The organism is Psychrobacter sp. CX14, from assembly GCF_057396205.2.
On record NZ_CM183187.1, the window covers coordinates 1507175 to 1528517 of the forward strand.

A 21343-nucleotide genomic window follows, 5' to 3' on the forward strand; every position below is an offset into this window, starting at 1 on the left:
ATTTTAAAAGGATAGAGTATGTGTGGAGTTGTAGGTGTTGCAGCGCATGAACCAGTCAACCAGATGTTGTATGACGCATTAACTGTGCTACAACACCGTGGTCAGGATGCCGCTGGTATCGTGACTATGAAAGATGGCCGCTTTTTCCTACGTAAAGACAACGGCATGGTGCGTGATGTATTTATGACGCGCCATATGATGCGGTTGGTAGGCGATTTTGGCGTGGGCCATGTTAGATACCCAACTGCTGGTACCTCAAGTAGTGCCGAGGCACAGCCATTTTATGTGAATTCTCCATACGGTATTACGTTGGCGCATAATGGTAACTTAACCAATGCCGAATCGTTGGCCAAAGAGTTGTATCGTGATGATTTGCGTCACTTAAATACCAATTCAGACTCGGAAGTTTTATTAAACGTATTGGCTCATGAAATCCAAGCCCTTGGTAAAACTCAGCCAACCCCTGATGATATTTTTGATGCGATTAGCTCTATGTATAAGCGTATTGAAGGTGCTTATGCCGTTGTTGCGCTAATTACAGGCCAAGGCCTAATTGCCTTTAGAGACCCGAACGGTATCCGCCCATTGGTCTACGGTGAGCGTTTAGCGGCAGACGGCGGCACGGAGTATATGGTGGCTTCTGAGTCTGTGGCATTAACTGGTTCAGGCTTTAAGATGGTGCGTGATGTGAAACCAGGCGAGGCCATCTTTATTGATCTAAACAACGAGCTACATACTCGTCAGTGTATTGAGCCAAAAGAATATACACCTTGTATCTTTGAGTACGTATATTTTGCCCGTCCTGACTCTATTATGGATAATATTTCTGTCTATAAAGCCCGTTTACGTATGGGTGAAAAACTGGCACAGAAGATTCTTGATGAGTGGGGTGAGGAGCATGATATCGATGTGGTTATCCCGATTCCGGATACCTCACGTACCTCAGCGATGGAGCTTGCGCTTAATCTAAATGTTAAGTACCGCGAAGGCTTTATGAAGAACCGTTATATCGGTCGTACTTTCATTATGCCAGGTCAACAGCAGCGCAAAAAGTCAGTCCGTCAGAAGCTAAATGCGGTACCGCTTGAATTCAAAAACAAAAATGTATTACTAGTGGATGACTCTATCGTGCGTGGTACCACTTGCCATGAGATTATCCAAATGGCACGCGATGCCGGTGCAAACAAAGTCTTCTTCGCGAGCGCTGCGCCACCGGTTAAATATCCAAACGTATATGGTATTGATATGCCAGTACGTCATGAATTGATTGCTTCAGGCCACACGGTTGAAGAAGTTCGTGAAATTATTGGTGCCGATCGTCTTATTTTCCAAGACTTAGATGACTTGATTGAAGCGGTTCAAGATACCAAGCACAGTAAAGTCGAAGGGTTTGATTGTGCGGTATTTGATGGCAAATACATCACAGGCACCATTACTGAAGAGTATCTAGACTACTTGCAACAGCAGCGTAACGACATGGCCAAAACCAAAACGGGCGGTGTTCAAGTTATCTCTGATACGCCAGTAGATATGACTGGCGTTCAAGAGAATGACGGCTTGTAATTGACGGACGTATTATGTAGGTTGGTTAGCTAAACAAGACAGGTTAACTTTCCTATACATTTACATTTTTTTGTCAAAGTTACCAAACAGTTTGTTACTATTAAAAGCGCTACATGAGTTATATGGCGCTTTTTTTGTGCCTACTACTTTCAGGTTTATAAACAGTACATTGACCGAATGTTCAACAGACCCTAAGGATAATTATGTCAAAATCTCTGGTAAATAAATGTTTAACCGGCTCATTATTGGCCGCTACTTTATATGCGGCTGGAATGAGTGCCAATGCTGCACCTTCTGTTAATCAGGGTGATAGAGGTATTAGCCAAATCAATGAAGACGACAATCAAGGTGTCAATCAAAGTACAAGAACGCCTGTGCCAACACCAAGAGTTAATTCAAAAACAACGCCTATATTTTATGGCACGGATGGCGAATATCCATTCTCTAAAGCAGTGCGTGCCGGTAATACCTTGTATATGTCAGGTGAGCTTGGTATGAAGGATGGTAAAGTGGTCGAGGGCGGCGTGAAAGTGGAAACAGCACAGGCGTTAGATAATATTAACCAGACCTTATTAAGCTATGGCTATCAAAGCTCTGACTTGGTCAAATGCATGGTAATGATGGCAGATATGAAGGATTTTGGCGATTTTAACAAGGTATATAAAGCCAAGCTAAGTCAGCCTTATCCTGTACGTTCTGCATTCGCTGTTAAAGAATTAGCATTGGGTGCAAATGTAGAAATAGAGTGTATGGCTGTTAAATAGACTATTATTGATAAACTGATTTAATCATTTGAACAAGTTAAAAAGCCACCGTTCTGTTAGAACGGTGGCTTTTTTGAAAAACTAAAATTATAAAGGGCAGGGATATCTACTATTAATAATAACCAAGCACTTTCCACCAAATAAGACCCGAGCCAATCCAGATAACTAAGTTGACCACACTCATGATAAAGCCAATGGTCCACCATTCACGCAGTGTGGTATAGCCTGAGTTGAAAATAACGGGCGCCGTACCTGTCGCATAATGGGTCAAGGTCATCATGATGTTACCCGCAGCAGCTAGAATGAGAGCATATAGCAGTGGCGGTGCACCGAGCGTTAATCCAACTGCATAAAAGGCGGCAAACATAGCGGTAACGTGGGCAGTGGTACTGGCAAATAAGTAATGCATGTATAGATATACCAGCGTCAATATAGCAACCGCACCCATCCAGCCAACGCCGGTCACACCAATCGCAGACTCAATGCTGTGCGAGAACCATTCAATCAGACCCAGTTTATTAAGGTAATTTGCCATCATAACTAGGGCACCGAACCAAACGATGGTATCCCAAGCAGACTTCTCTTTTAACACATCCTGCCAAGTTAATACGCCAGTTAGTAACAATATAGACAAGCCTAAAAAGGCAGTCGCTGTCGCATCAAACGCAAACTGATCACCGAAAATCATGGCGGGAATATTTGCCCAAAGCATCAGCATTAACAAGAAGACCGCAAGCATGATTTTCTCTTGCGTGGTGACATGACCAAGCTTGGCTAAGTTCTCTTTAGCATAGTCTCTGGCATCTGGTGTCTGTTTTACTTCAGGCGGATAAATCATATAGATGACCAAAGGCATCACTAAAATACAAAGCATACCTGGCACAAACATCGCCAACGCCCAGGTTGTCCAAGACAGATGAATATTACTACCGGTGGCTTGGCTCACTAAGTCAACGACCAAAGGGTTGGGCGCGGTGGCGGTAATAAACATACCAGAGGTAATCGGGTTGGCATGGAAATTGACCATTGCCAGATAGCGGCCAATCTTGTTTTGCGTGCCCTCTTCCGGTGTAGAGTGAAAGCTCATTGCAATAGAGCGCATGATAGGGTGGATAATACCGCCGCCCCGTGCTGTGTTCGAGGGCGTAATAGGCGCAATCATCAGCTCCGCTGCAGCCAATGAATAGCCAATACCTAAGGTCTTCTTACCAAAGACTGAAATAAAGTAATAAGCAATACGTGAGCCCAATCCTGTTTTGATCAGACCACGCGATATCATCACCGCGATACCGATTAACCAAATAAGAGGGCTTGAGAAGCTCGATAAAGCGTGTTGCATTGCCTCTTTTGGCGTTTCCGCGGTGACACCGGTAATAGCGACCAATGTAATAGCAATAATAGCCAATGCTCCAATAGGCAAGGCTTTACCAATAATGGCCACAATGGTAGCGACAAATAATGCCAATAGATGCCAAGCATTGTCGCTGACACCTTCAGGGGTGGGTATCACGTACCAAATGATAAAACCAACCGCAAGAGAAAGCAGAATAGGTATCAGTTTAAAGGGAAGTTTTTCAGGAGAATCTGACATTTTTATGTCCTATACAGCCTAAAAGCTATGACTGATGAGAGTTTATTATCGTTTTGATGTCTTTAAAATGGACGTATAATTTTTCAATGAACTATTCTCTAGATATTTTAACCTGTTTATATTTCAAAATAAGGGACAATCTAAATTGAGCCAATATGCTCTATTAATGGCAAATAGATTTACCAAGCTTTCAAGTGTTTTCAAGTGTTTTCTAGTAATTTATCTTGATTACGCCACAAGACAAAAGCCGCAACGGCAAAGCGGGACAGCAGTAACCAGTACACACTAAACCAAATAACTGGCATAGCATACTGACTGCCATACACTTCATAGATGACGTAGGTAAGTGGGAAGAATATTGATGCGACGATTACCGCTACTTGGCGAATCTTGGCTCCTGCGGTTAATCCAAACATCACCCCATCTAGCCAATAAGCCCCTGCACCAATAAGAGGTAATAAGGTCGCAATATAGCGATAATCTAATGCTAACGCATTAACTTGCGGTAAATCGGTCATAATTTTTAAAAAAGTGGGTAGGGCAAACAGCCAAACTATGCATAAGCCCATGGCTAACCAAAATACCATGATACCCGTACGCTTTACCGCAACTTTAAAATAAGTATGACCTTGTTTACGTGCTGCCGCTTGCCCTGATAAGCTCTCGGCAGCTACGGCTACCCCGTCTAAAGCAAAGGCAGAAATACTTAATACTTGTAATAAAACCGCATTGGTTGCCATGACTAAGTCGCCTTGCTGCGCGGACAGTCTGGTAATCCAAGCAAAGCTTAATGTGAGTAGTATCGTTCGGATAAAGATATCTTTGTTTAATGAAAATAAGCTGAGCATCTTATCTACCGCATACACATCGAGCAATCGCTGTTTAAAGCCGAGCGGCTTATCGTATGAGGGTTTGGTATTAATATCTTGCTGCTGTGACATTTGACGCATGTGCTGGCGAGCAAGTAGAGCCGCTGTTAGACAGCCAAAGGCATAACCGATTACTGTGCCCAAAGCAACGCCTTGCAGTCCCATATCGAGGCCATAAACAAAGCTTAAGGTTAGAATAATATTAATCACTGAAATAAGCAGCTGCACCATCATCATCTGCTTAGTCTTGCCTTGACCCGCAAACCAGCCAATAAAGGCATAGTTCATAAGCTCAAAGACAATGCCGTAGTAGCGGGTCGTCAGATACGTCTGAGCGGCCTCACTGCTTGCAGGCTGTGCACCAAGTAAATCAAGCCCATAACTGATAATCAGCGGCTTAAATAACCACAGTATAAGGCTCAATATGACTGCTAAACCAAGCGAGCGATAAAGAATATCAGCAAGCTCTGTGATATTGCCACCAGATGTCGACTGACGACCCAGTGCTTGAGCGGATAATCCAGATGAGGCATATTGCAAGAAGTTAAAACTGACCAATATCAATAGCCACAGCTGCGAGGCGATACCAAGTCCGGCAAGATAATAAGAGCTGTCAAAATGACCCACCACGCCCACATCAATAGCGCCCTGAAACGGCATTGCTAAATTAGCGACAAGGACCGGCGCTGCAATTGCAATAATATGACGGTAGCTTAAATCGAGCGGAGCAGTAGGTGTAGTAGTAGATTGACTCATGATTATACGACTTTGTTATTATTGACGTGAAAAAGCAAAAGGCTCGTAGTGATACAAAACCGACAAACAATAAAAAGCACCCTAAGGTGCTTTTTATTGTTTCATACGACTGTATAAGAGTGTAGTTGTCTTTGGTTGCTCAGATTAGTCTTCAAATGACTTTGGGTCGTTAAAGCTGACTACTTCTTCTTGAAATTCAGGTTTCACTTTCACCACGAAGTCATCACGCGATAGACCCATTGATAATGGGATACTGCTTGAGATGTACGTTGATGAATAGGTACCGGCAATTAGACCAATAAAGAAAGCCACTGAGAACCAGAACAGACCTGCACCACCTAGGAACAACATGGCCAATACCACAACCAATACTGTTGATACGGTCATAATGGTACGGCGTAGCGTCTCGGTCAAAGACAGGTCAATGATTTGTCTTGAGGTTGCCCCGCGGACCCGTCTGAAGTTCTCACGAATACGGTCATAGACCACGATGGTATCGTTCAATGAATAACCAATCAGCGCTAGGATAGCGGCCAATACGGTTAAGTCAAATGGGAACTGGAATAATGCAAAAATACCCAGTGTCACGATGGCATCATGAAATAGGGCCAACAGAGCGCCCAGTGCTAATTTGAACTGGAAGCGTACGCCCACGTATAACATCATCATAGCAAGAGAGGTCAAGATAGCAATCATAGAACTGATATAAACTTCGCCACCAACTTGGCTACCAATGATATTTACGCTACTGATTTCAGCGGTATTGTCTGGCAGAGCAAGCGCCTGTTTTAAACTCTCGTTCAAACCCTCTACATTATCAGACTGTGGCGGCAGACGAACCAATAATTCAGTGGTACCACCCACATACTGAACCACAGCATCATCAAAACCAGCATCTTCTAAAGTTTCAATTACTTCTGTTTGTTCAACAGGCTGCTGGTAGGTCACATCGGCAGACACACCGCCAGTGAAGTCTAGACCTAAATTTAAACCATTAACGAATAGAGCGCCTAAGCTGACTAAAATCATGATAATCGAGAAGATTGCCATAGGTTTTTCAAGCTTCATAAACGGGATAATACGTTTATCACCAACCGCTTTAATACCGCCTTCAGATAGGGCGGCCGCATCTTCATAAGCATCCGAGATATCTAAATCAGTAGCCGTAAGCTCTGTTGAGGCCTCTGGTGCATTATCAGATGGTAGGCGGCGAGGCGCATTACCACTAGCATTTCGGCGAGGCCCACGCTTCTTACGAGGACGACCACCTTCGATATAGGCAGGTGTTGAGCTGTCAGGCGTCTTGTTGTCGTTGTTTGGATTATCGTTCGGGGTATTATTAGCCATGATTCTCTCCTAACCTATGCTCAATGATTTGACAGATTTACGAGTACCATAAATCAGATGAACTAACGCACGCGTTACGATAATAGCCGTGAACAGCGAGCTTAGAATACCAATGGCTAGGGTAATAGCGAACCCTTTGATTGGGCCAGAACCAATTGAAAATAGAATAATGGCGACCAGTAGCGTGGTGATGTTACCATCAAAAATACTACTAAAGGCGCGATCAAAACCGGCAACAATAGCAGACTTCGGCCTTGCTCCCTCGGATAACTCCTCTCGAATACGCTCAAAAATCAGTACGTTGGCATCAACCGCCATACCAATGGTCAATACAATACCAGCAATACCTGGTAGCGTTAATGCTGCACCAAGAATCGATAATACTGCAATCATAATGATTAAGTTAAATGCCAAGGCAATGTTCGCAACAACGCCAAATAGACGATAGAAAATAATCATAAACACAAAGACTAATAGATAGCCAACTTGCGTAGAGAATAGACCGTCATCAATATTTTGCTGACCCAGTGACGGACCAATGGTTCGCTCCTCCACAAAGTACATCGGCGCAGCAAGCGCACCAGAGCGAAGTAACAAAGCAAGCTCAGCTGCTTCAGCATTACTATTAAGACCAGTAATACGGAATGATGAGCCTAATACTGCTTGGATATTCGCTTGACTGATAATTTTGGTTTCAGCATAGGGGGTACGTGTTTCAATAACTTCGCCTGTTTCTGGGTCTTCGTCATAGGTCACACGCTGTTTGTTTTCAATAAACAATACCGCCATCTGCTTGCCAACAGCAGCCTTAGTGGCGTTTTGCATCAATTTACCACCCGCAGTATCTAGGGTGATGTTTACCTCTGGAGACCCATTTTCATCAAGACCAGAGGTCGCACCTTGAACTTTATCACCTGTCAAAATAGGCTGACGGTTTAATAAAGATGGCGGGCCATCTAAGGTCATATATGGGAACGCTTCAGTACCTGCAGGTGGGATACCACCAGCATAGGTGGCATTTTCATCTGCTACCAAACGGAACTCTAGGTTCGCCGTACGACCTAACACACGCTTCGCTTCTGCAGTATCTTGAACACCAGGTAATTCAACAACGATACGGTTGCTACCTTGAGACTGAACTAAGGCTTCAGAAACACCAAGTTCAGCGATACGGTTACGTAGGGTCGTTAAGTTTTGACCTACGGCATATTCGTTAATCTCGTTTAAGGTAGTCTCGTTATAATTGAGGCTTAACGCAGGGCCTTGATCATCCATCATTGCTTGGATATCAAACTGTGCACCTTGAGGCTGAGGACCCTGTAATACACGCTGAGCGGCATCACGTGTCTCAGTGTCTTTAAAGTGTAGTAGGAGGCCTTGCTGCACAACGTTAATACCTTTTACAGGAATACGCTCACCACGAAGGGTGCTACGAATCTCGCTACTGGCACTTTTTAGACGCTGCTCAAGGGCTTTGTTCATGTCCACTTCAAGCACAAAGCGCACCCCACCACGTAAATCTAAGCCAAGCTTTAGAGGCTTAGCACCGATGCTACGTAGCCAGTCTGGTGTCGTTTGCGCTAGGTTTAACGCAACCACATAGTCGTCACCAAGTTGTTGGCGTAAAACCTCTTGCGCTTTTAACTGAGCTTCGCCATTTTTTAGACGCAACAGCGCGCTGTTGTCAGCAAAGGTAGAATCGTGGTATTCGATACCCGATTCATCAAGAAGTTGTTTTGATTGTTCTAGTACATCTTCAGTCAATTCAGTACCTGCTGAGGCACTGGTAACTTGCACCGCAGGCTCATCAGGATATAAATTTGGCAGAGCATAAAGCCCAGCAATGATGAGTACGATGACGATTAAGAAATATTTCCAGGCAGGGTAATGCATAGTCGCTTCTTCACTTGAGGGAAGGTAAACAGTAGAGTGTTATTGATAGGCTAGGGTAGCATTATGCCAGGGAGTCTGCGGCGATGTATGTTATTAAATGAAGCAAATAACATCATCTCTATAATTAGCAGCCACTGCACATAAGCTGTCTATAAGCTATCTTGGCGTCACATAAATAAAGGCAACATCTGGTTTTATGTGGGTGCGCACTCTAAATTAAGTTGATTAAAATAATATAATCCAAAAACCAAGCCAAAGGAGAACCCTATCAGCCCAACTCTTGGATTATTCAAAGTTATGCCAAGCCGTTATTTCAAGCCGTCCATAGTGCCATTCGGTAATACTGAGATTACAGAGGCGCGCTGCACCATTACTTCGTTTCTGTCATTTAGACTCACAACCGCATAATCACCATCGATTGACTTAATTTTGCCCATTAGGCCGCCTGCGAAGATAACTTCGTTGCCAACCGTTAAAGAGTTCACCATGTTGCGGTGCTCTTTTGCACGTTTAGACTGTGGACGAATCACTAAGAAGTAGAAAATCGCAAAAATAGCCAGTGGGAATATCCACTGCATAATCATGGCAGGGCCGCCAGCCGCTTCAGGAGCAGCATGGGCTGCTTGAATAAATAAACTCATAATTAGTCCTTAAGGTTCGAGATATGATGTCTGTTAACAGACAACGTGTGTTGTCTGGGTATTCATATTGGACTTGCACAAAATCAACATAAATGATGACGAATCATTATTTATTTATCTGACGACAGTCGCTATAGTAGTTGGTACTAAAGACAGCGTTTACCCTGTTGAGTCAGTTATAAAACCTTTTGACTCTTGGTGTAAATTTTTGCGTAAATCCTAAATATATGTGGGTATAGTTATTATAAAATAACTGGCATAGTATCAAAAAAATGTGTCCTTGATAACACTTACTTTTAATCCTGTTAGGGTTGAGGTGATTTTTAAGCGATAAATTAAGCGTTGTTGTTAATAATAAATGTGTTTTGAGGCTTTAAAAAGGCAAATTGTCTGTCGCTTAATAGAAGCTAGGACTGCGTTTATCAGGCTCGTTTAAATGAATACTAGCAGCTGCGCTTAATAAACCGCTATAATCTCTTTATTATCAGCTGTTTTTATATTAAAAACTTCTTTAAAATTTGTTATCACTTTGAGGCTACTATGCGCTTTATTTTAATTATCTTATTATTTCTGATTTTTGGTTACGCTCTAGGTCTAGTACTGGTCAACGGTAGTGAAGTTGCGGTAAACCTTCTATTTACTCAATCACCTGCGATGAACTTAGGGCTATTACTTATCTTATGTATCGCACTGGGTGTGATTATTGGTATGTTATTGGCGCTGCTTCTGTTTAAAGTATTACAGAACAAATGGGAAATTAACCGCTTAAATAAAGAAAATAAGCGTCTACAAGAAGAGTTAAGACAAGCGACGATTGCTATCGACCGTCAAGCCAATGGCGCTACTGTTGATCATACGGTTTTTGTTGACTCACAAAACAAAGATGCGGCGTCTCCAGTTGCAGACCGTAACACACGACTATAGATATTTGGTTATCTAGGTAGGACAATTATCTAGGTAGGATCACCGGCAATACGCTATTAGAATTAAAACGACCAACTTGGTCGTTTTTTTATATCTTTAATTTGTAATCGTTTGAGCATAAATTTAGCGCTTTTAAGGGCCGTCCTATATACTATATCAGTTGGGTGCGACATCAATGAGTCTATTGACCTATTGTATCGTATCAGTTTAATAAGACCGTCAATTATTAGGGCGGTATATCTATTTTATATGCTTGGGAGGCAATGTGACTCAGAATCAGCCGCAGTCAGTTCAGCACAATACCGCGCAATTAATTACGCCAGATTCTCCAATCGTGGTGGCTTTGGATAAAGCATCTTTGAATGATGCCCTAAGCTTGGCTGATCAGCTTGATCCAAAGTATTGCCGCGTTAAAGTCGGTAAAGAGTTGTTTACCCGTTGTGGTCCTCAGATTATTAACGAGCTGCATAACCGAGGTTTTGAGGTCTTTTTGGACTTAAAATTCCACGATATCCCAAACACCACGGCGCAGGCGGTATTAGCAGCGGCAGATATGGGCGTCTGGATGGTCAATGTGCATGCAAGTGCTGGTCTAGAGGCGATGTCAGCGGCTAAGCAACGGTTGGTGGATGCCGGTTACGATACCTTATTGATAGCGGTCACAGTATTGACCTCAATGGGCGAGGAAGGGCTGCATCAACTGGGTATTAATACCCCAGTTAATGAGCAAGTCGAACGACTAGCACTATTGACTAAAGAAGCTGGACTAGATGGTGTAGTGTGTTCAGCGCAAGAAGCAACTCGACTAAAAGTACTTTGTGGTCAAGAGTTTCAGTTAATCACACCGGGTATACGCACCTTAGAAGATTCAACAGATGACCAAAAACGTATCTGTACGCCGCAGCAAGCGATGCAAAACGGCGCTGATTATTTGGTTATTGGCCGCTCTATTACCCAAGCAGCATCACCAACCGATAAGATGCTGAGCATCTTGAAGAGCTTGCAGGCGTAATAACAATAAAAGATAGCACAATACCTCACTATTCATGTTTATTGATAAGAGATTATGAAACTACAAATATTAAGTGACCTTCATATTGATAGCTATTCAAAAAGACAGCAGCCTCTGGGTAATATTCCTCAGACGGATGCAGATATTATCTTGGTAGCCGGCGATACCGCAAATAGTGATTCGGGTATGGTTTGGTTACAAGAACAGGCTCGCATCAATAACAAGCCGCTGCTAACTATTGCTGGTAATCATGAGTATTTCTCAGAAGATATCTTGAACTTTGATCAGCGACTATTGAGGTGGGATAACTTTGATGAGGATACTTTTAAAGGTTTGAGAGTACTACAGTGTCATCAATTCGATATCGATGAGGTGCGTATCTTAGGCTGCACCTTATGGACTGATTATCAGTATAATGCCACTGAGGAAACCCGAGACTCAGTCATGTCATTTATGCGAGATTACCGTCAAATTAGAGCCGGTGATCAGCTGTTTACGCCAGAGATATCAATGCAAATACACGCAAAGCATAGAGCATGGCTTAAGCAAGCGCTGATAGATGCGTATGAGGAGGGTAAAACAGTGGTGGTCATGAGTCACCATAGCGTTAGCCCAAAATCGGTTTCTCCCAAATATGCTGGTATGCCAAGTAATGCTGCATTTGTCACTGATTTTAGCCACTGGATGCACAAATCATGGGCACCGAAACTGTGGGTACATGGTCATACGCATGAAGCATTTGATTATATTGAGGGTAATACTCGAGTAGTGGTCAATCCGCGTGCTTATCCAGGTGAGGTGAGTAGCACTGAACTGGCGTTTGACTGGTCAAAAGTGGTTGAGGTTTGATAGAGCTGGCCTATGAAAAATAAAGCAGAGGTGTCAAATATAGTGACAATTAACGACACACAGCGCGCATTAGAGCCAAGTGATCAGCAAAGCAATGGTATAAGTGATAACACGGAGGCCAATAGCAATAGAGCGCAGTCTAAGCTTGGCTCCTACCGTTTAGCACCTGCGCCTTCGCATTTGCCTGAGAGTATGATTCGTTCGGTCAAGCACTTGCCTAATAACAATGAGCGTCTGCTTTTATTTACTCGGCACTCTTTGCGTGAGCGCTCAAATGGGCAAGGCTTTGCCAGTTACGATTTGCCATTAACACCAAAGGGCAGGGTACTGGCACGTTCATGGGGGCGATGGCTCTCTAATAATCTACCATACTCGTTAGATACGCACAGTATCGCCAGCCCCATTGGGCGCTGCATAGATACTGCAAAGCTAATGCAAGAGGGCGCAGGGGTTGATAACCCGATTATGCCTCAATCGTTATTGGTTGAGCCGGGAAGTCTGGTGACTGATGCAGTTCAAGCTAATGAGGTTTTTAAAGAAATTGGTGCGTTGAACTTTATCAATTCGTTTTTAAGAGATGAGTTGACCAGTACCAAAGTTGCTAAGCAAGGTGGGTTAGATATCTTATCGCTTTTATATGACTCACAGCCTAAGCCTGGGCATCTGTCATTGGCTGTTAGCCACGATACATTATTAGCAGCCTTTTTGGGTGTGATGATGCAGAATCAAGGTATAACTTGGGATGACTGGCCTAAGATGATGGAAGGGGTGTTCTTATGGTTTGATGATAAGCCATTTGAGCAAGCCACTGCAAACTTTATTTGGCGCGGTCAGACCTTTAGCGTACCAACATCACAGCTGATAGTGCCTTAGTTCTTAATTATAGAATCAAGTCTATTAAATTAAACGCCATCTATAAAGAAAGCCCCTGATACTGAGTATCAGGGGCTTTCTTTGGTCTTTAATCAATCAGTGTGTTAATAACAGTGACTGATTAAATAGCAATCTTAAGTCAATTAAGCTTTAAGTGCTTTGATTGCTTTGTTATAACGGCTCTTACGACGAGCTGCTTTGTTCTTATGGATAACGCCTTTGTCAGCCATACGATCGATAACAGGTACTGCTTTGTTATAAGCTTCAGTAGCCGCATCATAATCACCAGATGCGATAGCTGCATCTACTTTTTTCATGTAAGTACGGATCATTGAACGCTGTGAAGCAGCGTGCTGACGACGAGTGTTATTTTGACGAGCGCGTTTACGAGCTTGTGCAGTGTTAGCCACAGATGTCTCCTTGGTAGAGTTTAATTACTAAATTAGGACTCAGTATTAAATACTGATGAATATAAAAATCAATAGTTTATAGCAAAAACTAATTGACGCAAAATTGTATTTATAAAATTACACAAAACTTATAAATCAAATCAAGAGTCATTGATACTAAGCTTGCCTACTTTAGCCATTATGGATCTGAGACTATCCATTGGCTAACTTAAGTTAGCAATAGTGAATATCAGATAATCAAATTAAAGGATATTCACTATTTGGCAAGGTCACTACTAGAGCAGCCGATCTAGCAAATAACTCACTATTCATATTTGAAGGGTTTAACCTATCGCAGTGATGACTAGGGGGTGTGACGCCAGTAACACAAATTCGGAATATTATATTTGTGTGCAAATTAAAGCGGATAATTTTAACAAATTACGGCGGTTAATACAATGAAAACTAAGGCTTAAATAGAATTAACCGCATTATACCCTGTTTACTTCTTATCTAATTGTGAAGGTTCCGCTTTTACCACGATAGTTTTGGCTATTTTATCATGCAAACTGCGGCGCTTCTTATTGGCAATCATCATCACAAAATCTACAACCAAAATAACTTGACCAATGGTTGGGATGTTATATGCCAAATTGGTCAATAAAGTACGCATCAAAATTAGATTGGTGATAGAGGGCAATTTTCGGTTTTTTACATCCAAAATACGCACGCCAGTGATTAGCTTACCGATGCTTTGACCACGTTTTATCAGCATAAATACTTGTACAAAGAATAATGCTAGCAATAAAAGTGCAGACAGCAGCGCTAAATGGGAAGGCACAGATTCAGCAAGTTTACCCAACAGTGCAGGGTCTTGTGCAGCGGCACTCAGTTTGTCCATATCGAAGTTTAGCCCTGATAATAGCGGTACCAAACATAATAGGGCTAAAGCCTGATCAATAATTACCGCCACAATACGGCTGCTAATAGAGGCAAGCTCAAACGGACCGTCTTTGACCGCAAGTTTGCCTGCCTTAGTGGTTTTCACTGGCTTATTACCAATTTTAAAAGGTGAACGACTTGATGCAGGTGACTGCGTGGGTGCTGTGGGCTCTTTTTTGCCATACAGATCCGCAACGCTGACTCGTTTAGAGTCGCTATCTGTAGTAGGCGTAGCACTGCTGCCGTGGGGAGTATAGTGCATTAGTCCATTGGTCATCTCACCAACGGTTTGCCACTGTGCCATGCCTTCATGCCACATTAAGTCGCTCAATTCAACCTGACCGGTAGCAAGCATGCTATTGAGCTCTTCTAGGGTGTAAGGTCCAGCTTGGACCTGATTTCTTGCAAGAAAGATCTTCATTGACGCGATAACCTTTTTTAATGTGTCTAATATAGTGCTTTTATTGTACGTTAAGCTGAGTCATTCAGCATTATCTTAATAATAAGTGCCGCTCTAAACGTTATCTTTATCGATACGTAAAAATGCCTTAACTCTATTATAACAAGTGAGGGCATAAACCGATAAAACAAGCGGGTAGCGCTTAAAGAGTCTATAAGTTATTAGATAGCTTGAAGATAGATCTTAATTAAGTAGGCATAAAAAACAGCGACCACAACGATAATCATCTTATCATTGTGGCCGCTGCAATGATTAAAACAAAGTATTGCTCTGCTCATAATCATTTAAATGCTATCTCAAGCAGCTACTGTTATTTCACTGCTTAATGAGAAGGCGAATAGCTACTATTACTATTAGTTACTAGCCATTTGCATTGGTATCGTCTGCTAAGAACATCCAAGTATCAAGAACAGAATCCGGGTTTAGAGACACTGAGTCAATACCTTGCTCCATTAACCAGTAAGCTAAATCTGGATGATCTGATGGGCCTTGACCACAGATACCGACATATTTACCTTGCTTACGGCAAGCTGCGATAGCTAGTGAAAGCAGTTTCTTAACTGCAGGATCACGCTCATCAAATAGATGAGAGACGATACCTGAGTCACGATCTAGACCTAGTGTTAACTGAGTTAAATCGTTAGAGCCAATTGAGAAGCCATCGAAGTACTCTAAGAATTCGTCAGCTAATAGGGCGTTGGTTGGAAGCTCACACATCATGATAAGCTCTAGACCATTTTCACCACGTTTTAGACCGTTGCTTTCTAAGATTTCAATCACTTGACGCGCTTCATCAGTGGTACGTACGAATGGAATCATAATCTTAACGTTGGTTAAGCCCATGTCATCACGAACGCGTTTTAATGCACGACACTCAAGGTCAAAACAGTCACGGAAATTTTCAGATACATAGCGGCTTGCACCACGGAAACCAAGCATTGGGTTTTCTTCTGATGGCTCATACAGCTTACCACCGATTAAGTTTGCATATTCGTTAGACTTAAAGTCAGACATACGAACGATAACTGGCTGGCTCTTGAATGCAACTGCTAGCGTTGAGATACCTTCAACCAATTTGTCTACATAGAAATCTACTGGAGACGCATAGCCTGCGATACGCTCTTTAATCGCTTGAGACACTTCACGTGGTAGCGTGTTCATATTCAATAGTGCTTTAGGATGCACACCAATCATACGGTTGATGATGAACTCTAGACGCGCAAGACCAACACCAGCGTTTGGAATTTGTGTAAATGAGAACGCACGATCTGGGTTACCAACGTTCATCATAATCTTAAATGGAAGCTCTGGCATAGCGTCGATAGAGCTGCTCTTCACTTCAAAGTCTAATAGACCTTCATAGATAAAGCCGCCGTCACCTTCCGCACAAGATGCGGTGACTTCTTGACCATCAGACAAGACTTCAGTCGCATTACCACAACCAACGATAGCGGGTACGCCAAGCTCACGAGCGATAATCGCTGCGTGACAAGTACGACCACCACGGTTGGTGATAATCGCAGAAGCGCGCTTCATAACTGGTTCCCAATCTGGGTCAGTCATGTCAGACACAAGTACGTCACCGACTTGAACTTTGTCCATTTCGTGGATGCTATTAACAACACGTACTTTACCTGAGCCAACACGTTGACCGATTGAACGACCTTCACAAAGGATTTTAGCGCCTTCACTTTGGATTAAGTAACGTTCCATAACGTTGCGGTCTTGACGGCTCTTAACAGTCTCAGGACGGGCTTGAACGATAAATAACTCATTGGTATCGCCATCTTTCGCCCATTCGATGTCCATTGCTTGACCGTAATGCTTCTCGATGGTTAACGCTTGCTTAGCAAGTTCGGTTAACTCTTCAGTGGTTAATGAGAACTGGTTGCGCTCTTCTTTTTCAACATCAACAGTCTTCACTGAGCGAGTGGTGCTACCTTCATCGCCATATACCATTTTTTGATGCTTGCTGCCTAAGTTACGGCGAATAACAGCAGGTCTGCCTTCTTTAAGCAGCTCTTTAGATAGATAGAATTCGTCTGGGTTAACCGCACCCTGTACAACCATTTCACCAAGACCATAGCTTGAGGTGATGAATACGACTTCATCAAAGCCACTTTCTGTATCTAGTGTGAACATAACACCGGCTGCGCCCGTTTCTGAACGAACCATACGCTGAATACCAGCAGATAGGGCAACGCCTGCATGCTCAAAACCTTGGTGAACACGATATGCAATAGCGCGGTCGTTATATAGGGATGAGAATACTTCTTTAATAGCGATTAAGACGTTATCAATACCGCGGATGTTTAAGTAAGTCTCTTGCTGACCAGCAAATGAGGCATCTGGTAAGTCTTCTGCAGTAGCAGATGAGCGCACCGCAACAGCGATGTCTTCGCCGCCGCTCATGATTTCAAACGCTTCACGGATTTCTTTTTCTAGTGATTCAGGCAATTCTTGCTCGATAATCCAGTTACGGATTTTTTCACCAGTTTCTGTCAGTTTGTTAACATCTTCAACATCTAAGTTTTTAAGCTCATCATTGATTTTGTCTAATAAGCCTGTTTCAGTCAGAAAGTTATTAAATGCGTCGGCTGTGGTTGCAAAACCGCCAGGAACACTAACCCCAAGGTCTGATAAGTGGCTAATCATTTCGCCTAACGAGGCATTTTTACCGCCGACTTTATCGACGTCGTTTTTGCCTAACTTGTCAAGGGTAATAACTTGCGGTGCTGTCATGATAACTCCAGGAAATAAGGTTATTTTTCTAAATTATACCGCTATTTAAGTCGTTTGTGTATAGGTGTGCACGATTATACGAATATACGAACGAGCCATAAATTTTAGATGACCTCATGTTTTAAGTAAGGCCGCTTAAAATATAGACATCGTAAAAACGAGAAGACCTTACGGTTGCCATCTACGGTAATTGGATGTGATGCGACTATAACATTGAACTGATTTGTGAGTCCACGCCGCAAAATGAAGAGGGGGCAATTTAGGATAGGCAACGCCTTAACCAAAAAGCACTAATTATTTGCTAAATACATCGTATTTATTTTATTTATAGCTAGTTTTCAATTGATTTAGTTAAATAAAAAATTAAATTTGTGAAATAAATTTAATCATAAGCTGTTTTATTTATGGTTTCAATTTTAACAATATGGACCTGTTAAATAACCATAGTAGAATCAGTTAAAGGCAACTGTGATTGTAGCAATAGTTATTTTGTGCTGTAAAGTCGCAGGTCATAAAAATAGGATTGATAAACAAAATTAGGCTCATTGCTGTTAAAGGCGTATAAATAGTTATGCTTCTTAAACACCTTAAAGGGGCATAATTTGTTACCATAGAACCATTATTTTTATCGGCTTATTCGGTGTTCCTGATATGTTGTCATGTCTTTGTTAATACTGATTGAGTCAGGCTACTCTCCTCTTCTAGTTTAATGACTTATGCCTATTGAGCCATTAAGCCTCTATATAAGATATACGCCTGCTAAGGATTTTTATGGATAATCTCATCAATACCTTGTCTGCCAAACCCACGATTCAAAACCGCAGTGCCCTTGCTGTTGATAAGCCTCAAGTGATTCGAGTGGCCTTTTTTATCTCAGATGGTACAGCGATTACCGCAGAAACTTTGGGCCGATCAATTCTAAGTCAATTTGCAAGCGTGCCGTTTGAAACCCGTGTTATTCCTTATGTAGATAGCATTGAGATGGCACAGGCAGCCGTTGCGCATATTAACAAGGCCTATCAAGAAACCGGTATACTACCGCTGGTCTTCGATACTATTGTTGATTCAGAAATTCGCGAAGTGATTAATTCTGCTCAGGCCTGTAATTTGGATATGTATGAGGGGTTAATTGGGCGTATTACAGATGAGATTGGGGTAGAGCCGGATGGTCATTCAGGGCATGCCCATGATGATGTGGATTCTGAAACCTATAAATCACGTATTGATGCTGTGCATTTTGCGTTAGACAACGACGATGGGGCGCGTACCCGTCATTATGATATGGCAGATATTATCCTAATTGGTGTATCACGTTCAGGTAAAACGCCAACGTCTTTATATTTAGCGCTGCAATTTGGTATTCGAGCGGCCAACTACCCACTAACCGAAGATGATTTGTTTGATAATCAGTTACCAAAAGCACTACAGCCTCACCGCGGTAAGCTATTTGGCTTAATAATTGATACTGAGCGTTTGCAAAAGATTCGTCAAGAACGCCGAGCCGGTAGTCGCTATGCCAGTTATAAGCAGTGCGAAGAAGAGCAGCGTGCGATTCAGGCAATTTATATGACCCAAAGTATTCCAAGCCTCAATGTCTCAGAGATGTCAGTTGAAGAGATTGCAACTCGTATTTTACAAATTACTGGCCTAAAACGCCGTATTGGTTAAACCCTTAATAAAAGATTATTTGTGGTCATAGTGAGGCATTGTAACGTGTAATATACGTTATAAGTGGCCGCTTACGCTGACCTAGAAGCACAAAATTGATATAATGTCACAAACCCTATTTATAACAATAAGAGGATGGTATGTCTAAAAAACAGAAAGGCGACGAAACCAACGATATCAAAAGTGGTGACAAAAAAGAGGATAGCGAAGTGTCTAATCAAGACAGTGGTAGCGCGCCAAGTACAACGCCAGAGGCGACCAAAGCAAAAGTCGGTAGTAAAGGTTCTTTAGGCGATAATCTATTTCATCCTAATCTTATTAGTCCGCTTGATAACGATCGTATTCGTATCAATTCAGGTTTTACACGCGATTCTGAACGCATCAAAAACGACAAGCATGACTTTGAATATGATGCGGTCGTGATTGGTGCCGGTCCTGCCGGTGAAGCCGCAGCGATGAAGCTTGCTAAATCTGGTAAAAAAGTGGTTGTGGTTGATCCGCGTACCCAAGTCGGTGGTAACTCGGCGCATGTGGGTACCATTCCAAGTAAAGCACTGCGTCAGTCGGTATTCAACTTAATTAACTATCGCCGTGACCCTTTATTTTCACAAGGTCTTGATTATTACCAAGTACCGCTGAATAAAGTATTGACCAAAGCCCGTAAAGTGGTGCGTAGTCAAGTTGAAACCCATACCCGTTTTTATGAGCGTAACCAAATCGAAGTGCGTCACGGTTGGGCAAGCTTCGTCGACAAACACACGCTTAATATTGAATTGGGCGATGGGATGGGCTACGAGACAATCACTTTTAATAAGGCGATTATCACCGTTGGTAGCCGCCCATATCACCCAGACTTATTAGACTTTGATCACCCACGGGTGTTTGATTCTGACAAAATCCTTCAGATGGATTATGTGGTCAAAAAAATCATCATCTATGGTGCTGGCGTGATTGGCTGTGAATATGCATCAATCTTCACCGGTCTTGGCTACAAAGTTGATCTGATTAACAACCATGATGAGCTCTTAAGCTATCTGGACAAAGAGATTAGTGATGCTCTAGCGCACGACTTTAGACAGTTTGGTGTGTTGGTTCGTCATAATGAAGAAATCGAGAAGCTAGAGACTTTTGATGATTATGTGGTTCTACATTTAAAGAGCGGTAAACGCATCAAATCAGACGCTATTCTTTGGTCAAACGGCCGTTCAGGTAATACAGAAAGCTTGAACTTAGATGCCATTGGTCTAAAAGCCAATAACCGTGGTCAGTTAAAAGTTGATGATACTTATCGTACAGAAGTTGATAATATTTATGCTGCTGGTGATGTGATTGGCTGGCCATCGCTTGCATCTGCTGCTTATGACCAAGGCCGCTGTGCCGCTGCCTTTATGGTAGGCGATGAAGATGCTGAACCGGTATCTAGCGTACCAACTGGTATTTATACCATTCCTGAAATCTCTAGTATTGGCAAGACTGAGCAAGAGTTAACCGATGAGAAAGTACCTTATGAAGTTGGTCAGGCATTCTTTAAGCATCTAGCGCGTGCTCAAATTATCGGTGAGCGTACTGGGGTATTAAAAATATTATTCCACCGTGAGACGTTAGAAATTCTAGGTATCCATTGTTATGGTAACCATGCGTCAGAGATTATTCATATTGGACAAGCGGTTATGAAGTCTAATAACACGTTGGAATACTTTGTAAATACTACCTTTAACTACCCAACGATGGCAGAAGCTTACCGTGTAGCAGCTCTTAATGGATTAAACCGAGTGTTCTAAGGCTATTGAACCAAAAAAGTATTATTCAATAAGTAATTTAATAAGATTTCTTTAATAAGGACCGCAACTATGCGGTCCTTTTTTATTGTCGTAAACTATCATTCAAAAGATTTAATAAATCATACGCTCTCTCATCTGTATTACTGCCTCATAGCCTTAAAAACCCTATCTCGAAACTATCAACATTTATTAAGAAGTTAAACTATCAAATGTCATTAAAACTTAATAAGACTTTGACATAGTGAGGCGTATTAAATCGAGTCAGTAATTCAACACAAA

Annotated in this window: 16 protein-coding genes; 8 read left to right on the top strand and 8 right to left on the bottom strand. The window is 42.3% G+C overall.

Annotation, left to right across the window (positions count from 1 at the left end):
• Positions 1-18: 18 nt before the first annotated feature.
• Together purF and AC2SLO_RS06220 are read left to right on the top strand one after the other, a co-directional pair.
• On the top strand, positions 19-1563 hold the full coding sequence (gene purF / locus AC2SLO_RS06215; protein WP_486540705.1) for an amidophosphoribosyltransferase: 1545 nt from the start codon (positions 19-21) through the stop codon (positions 1561-1563).
• A 203-nt stretch (positions 1564-1766) separates the two neighbouring features.
• The gene (locus tag AC2SLO_RS06220; RefSeq protein ID WP_486540703.1) at positions 1767-2327 is read left to right on the top strand and encodes a RidA family protein; all 561 of its coding nucleotides are present in this window, start codon (positions 1767-1769) and stop codon (positions 2325-2327) included.
• Positions 2328-2439: 112 nt separating this feature from the next.
• On the opposite strand, the gene AC2SLO_RS06225 is transcribed toward AC2SLO_RS06220, so the two are convergent.
• From AC2SLO_RS06225 to yajC, 5 genes are all read right to left on the bottom strand, one after another.
• Positions 2440-3918, bottom strand: coding sequence for an anion permease (locus tag AC2SLO_RS06225; RefSeq protein ID WP_486540701.1), 1479 nt, complete (start codon positions 3916-3918; stop codon positions 2440-2442).
• Positions 3919-4118: 200 nt separating this feature from the next.
• Positions 4119-5543 (bottom strand): MATE family efflux transporter, encoded by a 1425-nt coding sequence (locus tag AC2SLO_RS06230; protein ID WP_486540699.1) that lies wholly within the window; start codon positions 5541-5543, stop codon positions 4119-4121.
• 144 nt (positions 5544-5687) lie between these two features.
• Positions 5688-6890 carry a protein translocase subunit SecF gene (gene secF, locus AC2SLO_RS06235; protein WP_486540697.1) on the bottom strand — a complete coding sequence of 401 codons (1203 nt, stop codon included), beginning with the start codon at positions 6888-6890 and terminating at the stop codon, positions 5688-5690.
• A gap of 9 nt (positions 6891-6899) precedes the next feature.
• A complete protein-coding gene (secD, locus tag AC2SLO_RS06240) occupies positions 6900-8783 on the bottom strand; it encodes a protein translocase subunit SecD (RefSeq protein WP_486540695.1) in 1884 nt (627 codons plus the stop codon).
• 308 nt (positions 8784-9091) lie between these two features.
• The gene (gene yajC, locus AC2SLO_RS06245) at positions 9092-9424 is read right to left on the bottom strand and encodes a preprotein translocase subunit YajC (protein WP_486540693.1); all 333 of its coding nucleotides are present in this window, start codon (positions 9422-9424) and stop codon (positions 9092-9094) included.
• 540 nt (positions 9425-9964) lie between these two features.
• On the opposite strand from yajC, the gene AC2SLO_RS06250 reads away from it, so the two are divergent.
• From AC2SLO_RS06250 to AC2SLO_RS06265, 4 genes are all read left to right on the top strand, one after another.
• Positions 9965-10348 carry a LapA family protein gene (locus AC2SLO_RS06250; RefSeq protein ID WP_486540691.1) on the top strand — a complete coding sequence of 128 codons (384 nt, stop codon included), beginning with the start codon at positions 9965-9967 and terminating at the stop codon, positions 10346-10348.
• A 313-nt stretch (positions 10349-10661) separates the two neighbouring features.
• Complete coding sequence (pyrF, locus tag AC2SLO_RS06255; RefSeq protein WP_486540939.1) at positions 10662-11360, top strand: orotidine-5'-phosphate decarboxylase; 699 nt, start codon at positions 10662-10664, stop codon at positions 11358-11360.
• Positions 11361-11414: 54 nt separating this feature from the next.
• Positions 11415-12209 carry a metallophosphoesterase gene (locus AC2SLO_RS06260; RefSeq protein WP_486540689.1) on the top strand — a complete coding sequence of 265 codons (795 nt, stop codon included), beginning with the start codon at positions 11415-11417 and terminating at the stop codon, positions 12207-12209.
• Between the two features lie 192 nt (positions 12210-12401).
• On the top strand, positions 12402-13082 hold the full coding sequence (locus AC2SLO_RS06265; RefSeq protein WP_486540937.1) for a histidine phosphatase family protein: 681 nt from the start codon (positions 12402-12404) through the stop codon (positions 13080-13082).
• A 143-nt stretch (positions 13083-13225) separates the two neighbouring features.
• Here the strand turns inward: AC2SLO_RS06265 and rpsT are convergent, their stop codons facing one another.
• From rpsT to ppsA, 3 genes are all read right to left on the bottom strand, one after another.
• On the bottom strand, positions 13226-13492 hold the full coding sequence (gene rpsT, locus AC2SLO_RS06270) for a 30S ribosomal protein S20 (protein WP_486540687.1): 267 nt from the start codon (positions 13490-13492) through the stop codon (positions 13226-13228).
• A gap of 481 nt (positions 13493-13973) precedes the next feature.
• Positions 13974-14834, bottom strand: a complete 861-nt coding sequence (locus tag AC2SLO_RS06275) for an RDD family protein (RefSeq protein ID WP_486540685.1) — start codon at positions 14832-14834, stop codon at positions 13974-13976.
• A gap of 399 nt (positions 14835-15233) precedes the next feature.
• Positions 15234-17615 carry a phosphoenolpyruvate synthase gene (gene ppsA / locus AC2SLO_RS06280; protein WP_486540683.1) on the bottom strand — a complete coding sequence of 794 codons (2382 nt, stop codon included), beginning with the start codon at positions 17613-17615 and terminating at the stop codon, positions 15234-15236.
• A gap of 771 nt (positions 17616-18386) precedes the next feature.
• Between ppsA and ppsR the strand changes: the two genes are divergently transcribed.
• Positions 18387-19283: a posphoenolpyruvate synthetase regulatory kinase/phosphorylase PpsR gene (ppsR, locus tag AC2SLO_RS06285; RefSeq protein WP_486540681.1), complete on the top strand. Its 897-nt coding sequence runs from the start codon at positions 18387-18389 to the stop codon at positions 19281-19283.
• A gap of 140 nt (positions 19284-19423) precedes the next feature.
• Positions 19424-21064, top strand: coding sequence for a Si-specific NAD(P)(+) transhydrogenase (gene sthA, locus AC2SLO_RS06290; RefSeq protein ID WP_486540679.1), 1641 nt, complete (start codon positions 19424-19426; stop codon positions 21062-21064).
• Positions 21065-21343: the final 279 nt, after the last annotated feature.

What these genes read in the sequence shown, in the direction of transcription:
- AC2SLO_RS06260 (WP_486540689.1), top strand. Translation starts at nt 11,415, where the DNA reads ATGAAACTACAAATATTAAGTGACCTTCATATTGATAGCTATTCAAAA.
- sthA (WP_486540679.1), top strand. Translation starts at nt 19,424, where the DNA reads ATGTCTAAAAAACAGAAAGGCGACGAAACCAACGATATCAAAAGTGGT.
- AC2SLO_RS06250 (WP_486540691.1), top strand. Translation starts at nt 9,965, where the DNA reads ATGCGCTTTATTTTAATTATCTTATTATTTCTGATTTTTGGTTACGCT.
- secD (WP_486540695.1), bottom strand. Translation starts at nt 8,783, where the DNA reads ATGCATTACCCTGCCTGGAAATATTTCTTAATCGTCATCGTACTCATC.
- ppsR (WP_486540681.1), top strand. Translation starts at nt 18,387, where the DNA reads ATGGATAATCTCATCAATACCTTGTCTGCCAAACCCACGATTCAAAAC.
- AC2SLO_RS06265 (WP_486540937.1), top strand. Translation starts at nt 12,402, where the DNA reads ATGATTCGTTCGGTCAAGCACTTGCCTAATAACAATGAGCGTCTGCTT.
- AC2SLO_RS06275 (WP_486540685.1), bottom strand. Translation starts at nt 14,834, where the DNA reads ATGAAGATCTTTCTTGCAAGAAATCAGGTCCAAGCTGGACCTTACACC.
- AC2SLO_RS06230 (WP_486540699.1), bottom strand. Translation starts at nt 5,543, where the DNA reads ATGAGTCAATCTACTACTACACCTACTGCTCCGCTCGATTTAAGCTAC.
- ppsA (WP_486540683.1), bottom strand. Translation starts at nt 17,615, where the DNA reads ATGACAGCACCGCAAGTTATTACCCTTGACAAGTTAGGCAAAAACGAC.
- AC2SLO_RS06225 (WP_486540701.1), bottom strand. Translation starts at nt 3,918, where the DNA reads ATGTCAGATTCTCCTGAAAAACTTCCCTTTAAACTGATACCTATTCTG.
- AC2SLO_RS06220 (WP_486540703.1), top strand. Translation starts at nt 1,767, where the DNA reads ATGTCAAAATCTCTGGTAAATAAATGTTTAACCGGCTCATTATTGGCC.
- secF (WP_486540697.1), bottom strand. Translation starts at nt 6,890, where the DNA reads ATGGCTAATAATACCCCGAACGATAATCCAAACAACGACAACAAGACG.
- purF (WP_486540705.1), top strand. Translation starts at nt 19, where the DNA reads ATGTGTGGAGTTGTAGGTGTTGCAGCGCATGAACCAGTCAACCAGATG.
- yajC (WP_486540693.1), bottom strand. Translation starts at nt 9,424, where the DNA reads ATGAGTTTATTTATTCAAGCAGCCCATGCTGCTCCTGAAGCGGCTGGC.